General features: G+C 71.9%; 11 protein-coding genes. 7 read left to right on the top strand and 4 right to left on the bottom strand.

Going from position 1 to position 11,704, the window contains the following annotated elements:
• Positions 1-12: 12 nt before the first annotated feature.
• The gene (locus tag AB0M80_RS17365; RefSeq protein WP_364565273.1) at positions 13-1,122 is read right to left on the bottom strand and encodes an ROK family protein; all 1,110 of its coding nucleotides are present in this window, start codon (positions 1,120-1,122) and stop codon (positions 13-15) included.
• Positions 1,123-1,351: 229 nt separating this feature from the next.
• On the opposite strand from AB0M80_RS17365, the gene AB0M80_RS17370 reads away from it, so the two are divergent.
• Positions 1,352-3,319 (top strand): hypothetical protein, encoded by a 1,968-nt coding sequence (locus AB0M80_RS17370; protein ID WP_364565276.1) that lies wholly within the window; start codon positions 1,352-1,354, stop codon positions 3,317-3,319.
• Positions 3,320-3,339: 20 nt separating this feature from the next.
• Here the strand turns inward: AB0M80_RS17370 and AB0M80_RS17375 are convergent, their stop codons facing one another.
• Positions 3,340-3,903 (bottom strand): ABATE domain-containing protein, encoded by a 564-nt coding sequence (locus AB0M80_RS17375; RefSeq protein WP_364565279.1) that lies wholly within the window; start codon positions 3,901-3,903, stop codon positions 3,340-3,342.
• A 55-nt stretch (positions 3,904-3,958) separates the two neighbouring features.
• On the opposite strand from AB0M80_RS17375, the gene AB0M80_RS17380 reads away from it, so the two are divergent.
• Both AB0M80_RS17380 and AB0M80_RS17385 read left to right on the top strand, forming a co-directional pair.
• Positions 3,959-4,867, top strand: coding sequence for a 2-dehydropantoate 2-reductase (locus tag AB0M80_RS17380; RefSeq protein ID WP_364565282.1), 909 nt, complete (start codon positions 3,959-3,961; stop codon positions 4,865-4,867).
• Between the two features lie 148 nt (positions 4,868-5,015).
• Positions 5,016-5,936: a TAXI family TRAP transporter solute-binding subunit gene (locus tag AB0M80_RS17385; RefSeq protein WP_364565285.1), complete on the top strand. Its 921-nt coding sequence runs from the start codon at positions 5,016-5,018 to the stop codon at positions 5,934-5,936.
• Between the two features lie 9 nt (positions 5,937-5,945).
• Here the strand turns inward: AB0M80_RS17385 and AB0M80_RS17390 are convergent, their stop codons facing one another.
• Positions 5,946-7,343 carry a HAMP domain-containing sensor histidine kinase gene (locus AB0M80_RS17390; protein WP_364565287.1) on the bottom strand — a complete coding sequence of 466 codons (1,398 nt, stop codon included), beginning with the start codon at positions 7,341-7,343 and terminating at the stop codon, positions 5,946-5,948.
• A gap of 5 nt (positions 7,344-7,348) precedes the next feature.
• Positions 7,349-8,023, bottom strand: a complete 675-nt coding sequence (locus AB0M80_RS17395) for a response regulator transcription factor (RefSeq protein ID WP_364565782.1) — start codon at positions 8,021-8,023, stop codon at positions 7,349-7,351.
• A gap of 290 nt (positions 8,024-8,313) precedes the next feature.
• On the opposite strand from AB0M80_RS17395, the gene AB0M80_RS17400 reads away from it, so the two are divergent.
• The 4 genes from AB0M80_RS17400 to AB0M80_RS17415 all read left to right on the top strand — a co-directional run bounded on the left by AB0M80_RS17400 (position 8,314) and on the right by AB0M80_RS17415 (position 11,629).
• On the top strand, positions 8,314-9,042 hold the full coding sequence (locus tag AB0M80_RS17400) for an amino acid ABC transporter ATP-binding protein (RefSeq protein ID WP_364565785.1): 729 nt from the start codon (positions 8,314-8,316) through the stop codon (positions 9,040-9,042).
• A gap of 56 nt (positions 9,043-9,098) precedes the next feature.
• Entirely contained in the window at positions 9,099-10,025 is a 927-nt protein-coding gene (locus AB0M80_RS17405; protein WP_364565290.1) for a glutamate ABC transporter substrate-binding protein, read from the top strand.
• A 99-nt stretch (positions 10,026-10,124) separates the two neighbouring features.
• Entirely contained in the window at positions 10,125-10,772 is a 648-nt protein-coding gene (locus tag AB0M80_RS17410) for an amino acid ABC transporter permease (protein WP_364565293.1), read from the top strand.
• Positions 10,769-11,629 (top strand): amino acid ABC transporter permease, encoded by an 861-nt coding sequence (locus AB0M80_RS17415; protein WP_364565295.1) that lies wholly within the window; start codon positions 10,769-10,771, stop codon positions 11,627-11,629. The genes AB0M80_RS17410 and AB0M80_RS17415 overlap by 4 nt, the downstream gene beginning before the upstream one ends.
• The last annotated feature ends 75 nt before the right edge of the window (positions 11,630-11,704 follow it).

The following is an 11,704-nucleotide window of genomic DNA, read 5'->3' on the forward strand; positions in this document are numbered from 1 at the left end:
ACGACGGCTCGTTCACCCCTCGTCCAGCACCGCGCGGATGCCCGTCTCCCTGGCCAGGTGCGCGGCGCCGAGCACGGTCGCGCGGGCACCCAGCTCGCTCACCACGACCTCGGTCGGCCAGCTGAGCCGGTCGACGGCGGCGACGACGCCGGGCCGGAGCAGCTTGTTCCGCCCCACCCCGCCGCCCAGCACGATCAAGCCGGGGTCGACGACCGCGCAGATCGACACGGCCAGGTTTCCCACGGCTTCGGCGTGTTCCGCGACGATCTCGAGCGCAACCGGGTCCCCGTTCTCCGCCAGCGCGAACAGCGCGGCGGCCGTCCGCGGCGCCGGCTCCGGGCGTCCCGGCCATCGGCCACGGGCGCGGCGCAACAGCGTCCGGGAGCCGAGCCGCGCTTCCAGGGCGTCCCGGACCGGCAGCCGGTCGTCCGCCCACGGGTACGCCAAACGGGCGACCTCCCCCGCCGCACCGCTCGCCCCGCGCACGAGCCGGCGCCCGAGCACGACACCCGCGCCGATCGCCACGCCGACCTGCAGGAACACGAAGCTGTCGTGGTCTCTGCCCGCACCTTCGGCCAGTTCGGCGATCGCCGCGCAGTTGACGTTGTTCTCGGTGCGCACGGCCGCGCCGGCGGGCAGCCCGAGCGAAGCCACCGCGTCCCGGACCCGCGCCATGGTCGCCGGCTCACCGCGACCGGGCGGGGAGACCACATCGGACACGGCCACCACCACGGCACGAAGCGGGCCGCGCGCGCTCCCGCGGCGAAGCACGGCCTCCACCATGGCGGCTGCGGAAGCGGGCCGCGCGGTCTGCTCTTCGTCGAGCAGTTCCCCGCCGAGCGTGGTGGCCCGCAGCGCCACCTGCGTCGATCCCCGGTCCACCGCCAGCACGTACCCCGCCCGGGGGCCCAGCCGGTAGACCGCCGCGGTCCGCCCGGTCGCCCCCGACGAACGGCCGCTGCGCTCGGCGAGCCCCGCGGCTTCGAGCTCCGCCATCACCAGGGAGACCGTCGGCTTCGACAGCCCGCAGGCCACCGCGAGCTGCGGCCGGGTGGCCCGGCCGGCGGCCGCCAGGGCGGCGAAAACCTCGCCGGCGCGGTCACCGATGCCCGATTTCGCCATCTGCACCCCTGCTTTCGCGAAGTGAATTTGTCGAATGCCGTTCGCCGCTCGCGCCGCTGCGATCCGATCCGTTGACAACGTGCGGGTTCGTTTGTTTACTACTTAACCAAGTGCGGGTCCCAGCCGCATCACCGTTTTCCGGTCTGCAGTGGGCAAGTCGCCCGGAAAGCGCTTTCTGACCATGTCGACCGGTCCGGTGCCCAGGACGGCGGGGGAGCCTGCGAAGCGGATGGATCCGATCCTGCTGCCGAGCCAGCACGCGAGCTCGCACGACCTGCCCGACGACCCCGCTCATCTCGACGCCGTCCTGGACGCAGCGGCGGGTGCCGCGCTCGCGGCGCAGCAGCCGGACGGCAACTTCGAGGACCCCGCAGCCGACGACGACGTCGGAGACCTGGGCCTCGGTGTGCTCTCCTTGCTCTGCCTGGCCTGGCGGCGCCGCGCACCGGACGATCCCGCGTTCGCCGGTGCGGTGCGCCGCGGCCTGGACTTCTTCCTGGCGAACCGGGTGTTCCGGCACGACAACCCCGGGGAGCCGTTCCTGCGCGTCCGCAATAGCGGCCTGCCGTACGCGCGGTACCTGCCGGGGGACGGCGAGCACCCGTTCGGCGACTGGCCGAGCACGGTGTGGGCGATGCTGCACGCCGTCGACGTCCTGGAGCTCGGCGAGGGCCTGCTCACCGGCGCCCAGTACGCCGAGGTGACGGAACTGGCGCTCGGGTACTGGCGGTGGCTGACCGAAGCGAGCGTGTTCAACCCCCAGCAGACGGGCAACCAGGCACTCGGCGCGGTCGTCGCGGGCCTGATGCTCGGCCGCCACCTCGGCCGGGTTTCCCGGGACGACGAGGGCAACCGCGTCACCGCGGCGGCCATGCGGCTGTACACCGACGTGATCAGGCCGGCGCGGGTGACCGACCGCGGCTTCGCGCTGCCGGCGGAGCACGGCGCCGGCCACGATCAGAACTACCTGCCGATCTCGCTGTCCTTCCTGGCCCAGGCCCACCGCGTCACCGCGGACCGGCTGTTCCTCGACGACGGCGCGGAGATCGCCCGCCACCTCGACTGCCGTCTCTCCGCACGCGGCTTCGACTACGGCGGCCCCCGCTACAGCGAACAGCACTGCGGCGCCGAGGGCCTGCTCGGCCTCCGCTACTTCAGCGCGCACCTGGGAACCGACCTCGGCCGCTACCTCGGCGACCGCCGCGTCCCCTATTACCCGGTGGCGGAAACCGGGGCACCGAGCGGGCATTTCGCGTTCACGACGGTCTGGCTGTACCAGGACGGGAGCACGTGGCACGGCGCGCCCGCTTTCCCCGTCACGACGCCGTATTCGCTGCGCCACCGCACGACGTCGGTGTCGTTGACGGAAAGCCACACGCCGTACCTGATCGACGCCGGCCACGCCGCGGTGATCGAGTCCGTCGTGACCGGCCAGCACGGGATCGGACCGGTCCTGAGCTACGCCGACGGGCACCGGACGCTGCTCACCCGCCCGCTCGGCCCGGTCCGCCTCCGCGACGCACGGGACGGCGACCTCGCCGCCCGGCTGGTGACCAAGGCGGTGGTCACCCGGGACCAGGTCATGCTGAGCGTCCAGCAGCTGTTCGTGACCGACGGCACCCGGATGACGCTGTTCGCGGTGGTCCCGGCGGAGGCGTGCGACTTCCTCGCCGGGCTGCCGTACACGGAGGAAACGGAGGCCGGGCAACGCAAGATCCTCACGGTGGCCGAACCGGCCGGAGCACCGTTCGACCTGAGCACCCCCGGCGCGGTGCTGCACACCAACGGCACGCTCCTCGCGGGCCGCCTGGCCATCACCTCGGGAGCGACGTTGAAGGTGGTCAACCCACCGGCGGGCCGAACGAGCTTCAACAGCCCGGAAACGATCGGCCTGACCCAGGAGCAGCTGGCGTTTTCCCTGGCCGACGACCCCCGCGGCTACGGCAACCCGGACACGGGCTGGCACCGGGTGACGGAGACGAACCACGTCCTGGCGGGCCCCCTCCCCGATTCTCCGCCGGGAGCGTCGGTGTTCGCGGTGCGGTACGGGCCGCATCCCGATGTGCCGTTCACCGTCGGAGTCCGGGAGACGGCGGACGGTTTGGTGCTCGAGACACCGGGATTCTCGGCCGTCGTCGGCGATCCCGCGGGTGACGAAGCCGGGGAGCCGATCCTCCATTTGACGGCGCGTCCCTGACCGCCCGGCGAGCCGGGACCTCACCGGTCGGCGGACCGGTACCGCTGCATCTTCTCGCGGCTGCCGCACGCGCTCATGGAGCACCAGCGGCGCGCGCCCGCTCGTGAAGTGTCGAGGAACAGCAGCGAGCACTCGGGGTTGGCGCACTCGCGCAGGCGGGCGGCGTCGTCGCCGCCGAGCACCGCGATCGCGTCCGCGGCGAGCAGCCCCAGCAGGGACGGCACGGTCGCCGAGACCGGCTGCGCCCGCAGGCCCGCCGGGGTGGCGTGCAGGGCGGTGACGGGCGGCGGCTGCGCCGCCCACCGGTTCACGGTCGCGATGTCCTCGGGCTGCGCGAGGCCCTCGTCCAGCTGGGTGCGCAGCAAGCGGTAGACGGCTTCCCGCAGCTCGCGGGCCGCCGCCAGGTCCGCCGCCGAGCAGGCCGGATCAACCGGGGTCAGGCCCGCTTCGGTGAACCAGCGGCCCAGCGCCGCGGGGTCGGTCAGGCGCTCGAACCCGCCGTCGCGCCACCGCATGCCGACCGTGGCGGTGAAGTTCACCGACGGCCGCCCGCCGTGGAAGCGGAATCCCTGCTTGTCTCCCACGCCGTGGAGGTTACCGGCCTTCCCTGTTACCCCTTCAACCGGTAACGTAGGACGGGTGAAATTTGCGATCATCGGCGCGGGCGGTCTGGGCGGGTTCTTCGGGGCCCGGCTCACCGCCGCCGGACACGACGTCTCCTTCCTGGCCCGCGGCGAGCACCTCACGGCGTTGCGCGAGCGCGGCCTCACCGTGCTCGGCCCCGAAGCCACCACCCTGCCCGTCCACGCCACCGGCGACCCGGCGGAGCTCGGCACCGCCGACGCCGTCCTGCTGGCGGTGAAGACCTGGCAGCTCGATGCCGCCGTGGCCGCCCTTGCGCCCGTGGTGGACGCGGACACCGCCGTGATCACCCTGCAGAACGGGGTCGAGGCCCCGGCGCAGGTCGCCCGGGTGCTCGGCAAGGACGCGGTCCTCCCCGGCGTGGCGAAGGTGATCGCCGCGCTCGCCGGGCCGGGCACCATCCGGCACGTCGGCGGCGCGGGCTCGCTCGACGTCGCGGAGTGGGACAACCGGGCGAGCGAGCGGGTCGAGCGGATCCGCGCCGCGTTCGCCGGCGCCGGGATCGGCACCACTCCCCCGGCGGACATCTGGGCCGACCTGTGGGCGAAATTCCTGTTCATCGCCCCGGCCGGCGGGCTGGGCGCGGTCACCGGCGCCACGTTCGGCGAGCTGCGCCACCACCCCGAAACCCGGCGGACGCTGCACGCCGCCATGGCGGAGATCGAACAGCTGGCCCGCGCTTCCGGCGTCGATCTGCCCACCGGCGTCGTCGCCGCCACCCTGGCGTTCCTGGACGGGCAACCGGCCGAGGGCACGACGTCGCTGCAGCGCGACATCGCCGCCGGGCGTCCGTCCGAATCGGACGCTTGGACCGGCGCCGTGGTGCGGCTCGGCCGGGAAGCCGGCATTCCGACGCCCGTCAACGACGTCCTCTACGCGGTGCTGCGGCTTCGGGAAGACAGGTAGCCGGGGTGCCGCGGCCGGCCGCCGCACCCACCTGAGCCCTGAACCTCGCGGTCACGGCCGCGGGGTTCGTCCGGCGGAAGCCGACCGGCGGCCCGGTGCGCCGGCGGCTGAGCTGCCCGGACGGCGCGGAGTCTGGCACGATCAGCGGGTGGCCAGCAGCCGGCGGACGCGCGGACTCGCGATGGCGGCCGCCCTCCTGCTGGTGCTCACCGCCTGCACCGCCGGTTTCGACGGCCTCCGCCTGCGGATCGCCGCGGGCAACCCCGGTGGCGTCTACTACAAGCTCGCCCAGACCCTGGCCACCGCCTGGCAGACCGGCCTGGACATCGACCGGCCGCAGGTGCTGCAGACCCAGGGCTCGCCCGACAACATCGCCAAGGTGCTCGCCGGCCAGGCCGAGGTCGCCTTCGTCGCCGCCGACGTCGCCGCGGACCGGTACGAGGCCCGGCCCGACCTGGCCGCGCTCGCCCGGATCCACGACGACTACCTGCACGTCGTGGTCCGCGCCGACTCCCCCATCCGGTCGGTGGCCCAGCTGCGCGGGCACCGGATCGCGATCGGCTCGCCGGCGTCCGGCGTCGAGTACATCGCCAGCAAGCTGCTGGACGTGGCCGGCCTGACCCACTCGGTCACCAAGAGCACCCGCGGCCTCGAAGACTCCATCGCGGCGCTGCTGAACGGCGAGGTCGACGCGTTCTTCTGGTCCGGCGGGCTGCCGACGCCGACGCTCGCGGGCTACAAGAGCTCGGTGCGGCTGCTCGACATCGCCGACCTGATGCCGAAGATGCAGGCGATCACCGAGGTCTACGGCACCGCGACCATCCCGGCGAGCATCTACAACCAGCTCCTGCCGGTGACCACGCTGGTGGTGCCGAACTTCCTGGTGGTCCCGAAATCCATGCCCGACGACGTCGCCGAGGCACTGGTCCGCGGCCTGTTCGACGCCCGCAGCCAGCTCGCGCAAGCCAACTCGGCGGCGCTGTCGATCGACGTGCACCCGGGCATCGAGACCCAGCCGATCCCGCTGCACCCGGGCGCGCTGCGCTACTACCGGGCGCAGAAGACGTAGCCCGCGTCCTCAGGCGACCGGGAACGTCATCGTGATCCGCAGGCCGCCGCCCTCGGGCAGGGCCAGCTCCAGTTCGCCGTCGGAGTGCGCGACGAGCTCGCTGACGATCGCCAGGCCCAGGCCCGAGCCGGGCACGTTCTGGTGGGCCGGGCTACGCCAGAACCGGTCGCGTGCGCGGTCGAGCTCGTCGGGCCGCAGCCCCGGCCCGTGGTCGCGCACCGACAACCGCACCCGGTCGCCGTCCCGGGCCACCGCGATCCGGATCTCGGTGCCCGCCGCGGTGAACTTCAGCGCGTTGTCGAGCAGCGCGTCCAGGATCGTCTCCGCGCCGCGCGGCGGCATGCGCACCCGCGCGCCGTCGCCGGCCGTGTCGACGAGCAGCCGCACGTCCCGCGCCTCGCCGACCACCGTCCAGTCGGCGACCCGGTCGGCGACGACCTCGTCCAGCACCACCGGGTCCAGTTCGCCGCCGGACGCCTCGGCGCGGGCCATCGAAAGCAGCCCGTCCAAGATCTGGTGCAGCCGGCCCGCGTCGATCCGCGCGGCCTCCAGGTCGGCGGCGGCCGGTTCGTCGTCGACGTGGCCTTCAAGGTTGCCGAGCCGGATCTTCAGCGCGGTCAGCGGGTTGCGCAGCTGGTGGGAGGCGTCGGCGACGAACGCACGCTGCGCGGCCAGCGCACCGGACACGCTCTCGGCCATCCGGTCGAAGGAGCGGCCGAGCTGACGCAGTTCCGGCGGCCCGCCGCCCTCGCCCACCGGCTCGGCTTCCCGCCCGCCGATCACCGACGCCACCAGCGCCCCGGTCGCGTCGTCGAGCCGCTGCACCGGGCGCAGGATCCACCGGACCACCGGGACCGCCACGGCCAGCGCGAGCGTGAAGGCGAGGATTCCGCCCGCGGCCAGCAGCAGCCACCACCACAGCACGTCGGCGCGCTCGGCACCGGTGTCGGACACGGTGAGCACCGCGCCGTGCACCTCGCCGTCCGCCAGCACCGGCTCGGCGAGCACCAGGGGCGTCGAATCCCACGGCATCAGCACGCCGGCGGGCTGGGACCGGCGGCCGGCGAGCGCCTCGTTGATCGGCCCGCTGAACCGCTCCGCCTTCAGGTCGATCCGCGCCGCGGACGGCCCGAGCGCCGAGGTGACCAGCTTGCCGTCTTGGTCGACGACCGCCACCCGGACGCCGTACACCTCGTTGTAGCGGCGCAGGTCGGGTTCGAGCAGGAACGGCTTGTTGTCCAGCAGCGGGCGCTGGGCCAGGGACGCGAACCGGGCGGTGTCGGTGAGCCGGTCGAGGAACAGGTCCTGCTGCGCGCCGGCGGCGATGCTCCTGGCGAGCGGGACGCCCAGGCCGAACACCAGCAACGCGACCAGCGTCAGCACGATGCCCTGCAGCCGGACGCGCACGCTCCTCAGCTCCTGGTGACCTGGCCGCCGAGCCGGTACCCGACCCCGCGGACCGTCTCGATCAGCGCCGGGCGGCCCAGCTTCGTCCGCAGCGTCGCGACGTGGACGTCCAGTGAACGGCTCTCCGCCGGGCCGCGGTGCCCCCACACCTCGGTGAGCACGTGCTCGCGCGAGCACACCGCGCCGCGAGCACCCGCCACCAGCGCCAGCACCTGGAACTCCTTGCGGGACAGGGCGACCGCCTTCCCGTCGACCAGCACTTCGTGCCGGGACAGGTCGACGCTGACGTCCCCGACCCGGATCACCACCGGTTCGGCCGTGGTGTGCTCCCCCCGCCGCCGGCGCACGGCCTCGACCCGGGCGAGCAGTTCCTCGACGTCGTAGGGCTTGACCAGGTAGTCGTCGGCGCCCGCGCGCAGGCCCTGGATCCGGTCGTCGACCTCGCCACGCGCCGACACGACGATGATCGCGACGTCGCTGACGGCGCGGATCTGGCGGCAGAGCGTCACGCCGTCGATGTCCGGCAGGCCGAGGTCGAGCAGGATGACGTCGACCTCGTGCACGCGGTCGAGCACCCCGGCGCCGGTGGCCAGCCGGGCGATCGCCAGGCCGCGGCGGGTCAGCGCCGGGATGAGGGCGCCCGCGACCCGGTCGTCGTCCTCCACCAGCAGCACCCGCACCCGTCCGCCTCCCATGGTGACCTGCTCCACCGGCCGGTAGCGACGAACTCTAGGACGTCCGGGCCGGACCCGCACCGGCCACCCGGACGGTCACTCTCCGTGAGGAGAGGTGGCGCGGGCGGCGGGACACCCCGAACCGGACATCGATACTCAGTTGAAACCCTAAGTATTGCTCAAGCGGCCTTGCGAGCGGGTGCCGCAACGGTAGGTTCTCGCCATCGCGTGGTGACCCATGCCCGATTTGCACGAACGACCCGGGAGGCCAGATGACCGCGGAGGTGGCGGCGCCGATGATCAAGGCGTCCGCCGTGAACAAGTACTTCGGCGACCTGCACGTGCTCAGGGAGATCACGCTCGAGGTGCCTCGCGGCCAGGTCGTCGTGGTGCTGGGCCCGTCCGGGTCGGGCAAATCGACCCTGTGCCGGGCGATCAACCGGCTCGAGCCGATCAATTCGGGGGAGATCGCCGTCGACGGCGTCCCGCTGCCCGCCGAGGGCAAGGCCCTGGCCGCGCTGCGGGCCGACGTCGGCATGGTGTTCCAGTCGTTCAACCTGTTCGCGCACAAGACCATCGTCGAGAACGTCATGCTCGCGCCGACGAAGGTCCGCAAGACCCCGCAGGCCGAAGCCCGCAAGACGGCGATGGAACTGCTGGAGCGCGTCGGCATCGCCAACCAGGCCGACAAGTACCCGGCGCAGCTTTCGGGCGGGCAGCAGCAGCGCGTCGCCATCGCGCGGGCCCTGGCGATGCGCCCCAAGGTCATGCTGTTCGACGAGCCGACCTCGGCGCTGGACCCGGAGATGGTCCAGGAGGTCCTCGACGTGATGACCGGCCTGGCGAAGGACGGCATGACGATGCTCGTCGTCACCCACGAGATGGGCTTCGCCCGGCGGGCAGCCGATCGGGTGATCTTCATGGCCGACGGCGAGATCGTCGAGGACACGACGCCCGAAGAGTTCTTCACCGCGCCGAAGAGCGAGCGCGCGAAGGACTTTCTCGGCAAGATCCTTACCCACTGAGAAACGTTCCGCGGCGCCGTGCGCGTCTCGGGTGACGACACACAGGAGAGATTCACATGAGGATCCGCACCCTCGCGGTGGGACTGCTCGCCGGCGGCTTGGCGCTGACCACGCTGACCGCCTGCGGCAAGGAAGGCACGCCGGCCACGCCGGGCTCGGGCGAGCAGAGCGGCACGAACGCCGCGGCGCTGCCGACGTACCCGGTCGCGACCGGCGTCGACCTGGCCGGCTCCCCGGTGTTCGCGAAGATGAAGGCGGCGGGCGCGCTGACCGTCGGCGCCAAGGACGACCAGCCCGGCCTCGGCCAGAAGGACCCGACGACCGGCAAGTTCGGCGGCTTCGACGTCGAGATCGCCAAGCTCGTCTCGGCCGGCCTCGGCTTCGACCCCGAGAAGATCACCTTCCGCACGGTCGACTCCGGCGCGCGTGAGCAGACGATCGCGAACGGCGACGTGAACTACTACGTCGGCACCTACTCGATCACCGACAAGCGCAAGGCGCTGGTCTCCTTCGCCGGCCCGTACTTCGTCGCGGGCCAGGACCTGCTCGTGCGCAAGGACGACACGTCGATCACCGGCAAGGAGACCCTCAAGGGCAAGAAGGTCTGCTCGGTCACCGGTTCGACCCCGATCCAGAAGGTCCGCTCGGAGAACCTGACCGAACCCGGCAACATCGTCGAGTTCCAGAAGTACTCCCAGTGCGTCGAGAAGCTGCTGTCGAAGGACGTCGACGCGGTCACGACCGACGACGCGATCCTGAAGGGCTTCGCCGCCCAGGACCCGGACAACCTGAAGGTCGTCGGCAAGACGTTCTCGACCGAGAAGTACGGCATCGGCCTGAACAAGGACGACAAGGTCCTGCGCGACAAGATCAACGAGATCCTGCAGAAGTCGCTGGACGACGGCACCTGGAAGAAGATCTACGACGCCACCCTCGGCAAGTCGGGCTCGGACGCCAAGCTTCCGACCCTCGAGAAGTACTGACGTGACACCGAGGCCGGTGGATCGGGTTTCCCGGTCCGCCGGCCTTCCCACATCCACCACCTGACCACCGCTTGAAAGAAACGGACGCGGGAAGGCTCCATGGACGTCCTGCTCAACAACCTGGACCTGTTCGGTCCGTTCTTCCTCACCACGATCGAACTGTTCCTGCTCTCGGCCGTCGGCAGCCTCGTCTGGGGCACGATCCTGGCCATGCTGCGGGTGAGCCCGGTCCCCGTCTTCCGAGCCGTCGGCACGGCGTACGTGACGATCGCCCGGAACACCCCGCTCACCCTGGTGTTCGCGTTCTTCGTGTTCGCCTATCCGCTGCTCGACATCGTCAAGCTCGACTACTTCCCGGCCGCGGTGGTCGCCCTCACCGTGTACACCTCGGCGTTCATCTGCGAGGTCGTGCGCTCGGGCATCAACACCGTGCCGGTCGGCCAGGCGGAGGCGGGCCGGGCGCTGGGGCTCACCTTCGCCCAGATCCTCGGCCAGGTCGTGCTGCCGCAGGCACTGCGGTCGGTCGTCCCGCCGCTGATCAGCACCCTGATCGCGCTGCTGAAGAACACCACCATCGCCGCCGGTTTCTCCGTCGCCGAAGCCGGCGCGATCCGCTCGTACCTGTCCGAGCGGGGCGAGAACCAGCTGATCGGCCTGCTGTGGGTCGCCCTCGGCTTCATCGTCCTGGTCACCGTGCTGTCGTTCGCCCAACGCAGCCTGGAGAAGCGCTGGAGCGTGGCCCGATGAGCAACGTGCTGTTCGACGTCCCGGGCCCGCGCGCCCGGCTGCGCTACCGGACCTACGCGGTCGTCGGCACCGTCGTGGTCCTCGCGTTCCTCGCGTTCATCGGCTGGCGCTTCTACGACAGCGGCCAGTTCACCGCGCGGAAGTGGGAGTGGCTCCAGTACGCGCAGGTCCAGGAGGACCTCGCCAACGCGGTGCTCCAGACTCTCCAGGCGTTCGCGGCCGCGGCTGTGCTCGCCCTGGTCTTCGGTGCCATCTTCGCGGCGGGCCGGCTGTCCGACCACGCGTGGATCCGCCGGATCGCCGGGTTCGTCGTGGAGTTCTTCCGCGCCATCCCCGCGCTGATCCTGATGTTCCTGTTCTACTTCGGTCTGCCGACCGCCGGCGTGCCGACGACGCCGTTCCTCGGCGTGGTGCTCGGCCTGACGCTGTACAACGGCTCGGTGCTCGCGGAGGTCTTCCGCGCGGGCATCCAGTCGCTGCCGACGGGCCAGAGCGAAGCCGCGTACGCGCTGGGCATGCGCAAGACGCAGGTGATGTTCCTGGTCCTGCTGCCGCAGGCGATCCGGGCGATGCTGCCGACGATCATCAGCCAGCTGGTCGTGCTGCTCAAGGACACCGCGCTCGGCTTCATCATCACGTTCCAGGAGCTGCTGTACTACGCGCGCTACATCGGTTCGCAGGGCACGTTCGGGCGGCCGATCGTGCCGTCGACGATCGTGGCGACCGGCCTCTACGTCGTGATGTGCCTGCTGCTGACGGCGCTGGCGACGTACCTGGAGCGGCGCAACCGGCGCAACAAGAAGGTCGTGACCGGGCCGCCCACCGCGGCCGACGACCTCGTGGCCGCGTCGGCCTGAGTCACCCGTTCGAGGCCCCCGGGATCCGTCCCGGGGGCCTTGTCGTGTCCCGGCGTCTCCCCTAGCGTCGGCAGC

Source organism: Amycolatopsis sp. NPDC051045 (assembly GCF_040682955.1).
In the GTDB taxonomy this organism is placed as follows: domain Bacteria; phylum Actinomycetota; class Actinomycetes; order Mycobacteriales; family Pseudonocardiaceae; genus Amycolatopsis.

What these genes read in the sequence shown, in the direction of transcription:
- AB0M80_RS17365 (WP_364565273.1), bottom strand. Translation starts at nt 1,122, where the DNA reads ATGGCGAAATCGGGCATCGGTGACCGCGCCGGCGAGGTTTTCGCCGCC.
- AB0M80_RS17370 (WP_364565276.1), top strand. Translation starts at nt 1,352, where the DNA reads ATGGATCCGATCCTGCTGCCGAGCCAGCACGCGAGCTCGCACGACCTG.
- AB0M80_RS17400 (WP_364565785.1), top strand. Translation starts at nt 8,314, where the DNA reads ATGATCAAGGCGTCCGCCGTGAACAAGTACTTCGGCGACCTGCACGTG.
- AB0M80_RS17405 (WP_364565290.1), top strand. Translation starts at nt 9,099, where the DNA reads ATGAGGATCCGCACCCTCGCGGTGGGACTGCTCGCCGGCGGCTTGGCG.
- AB0M80_RS17410 (WP_364565293.1), top strand. Translation starts at nt 10,125, where the DNA reads ATGGACGTCCTGCTCAACAACCTGGACCTGTTCGGTCCGTTCTTCCTC.
- AB0M80_RS17415 (WP_364565295.1), top strand. Translation starts at nt 10,769, where the DNA reads ATGAGCAACGTGCTGTTCGACGTCCCGGGCCCGCGCGCCCGGCTGCGC.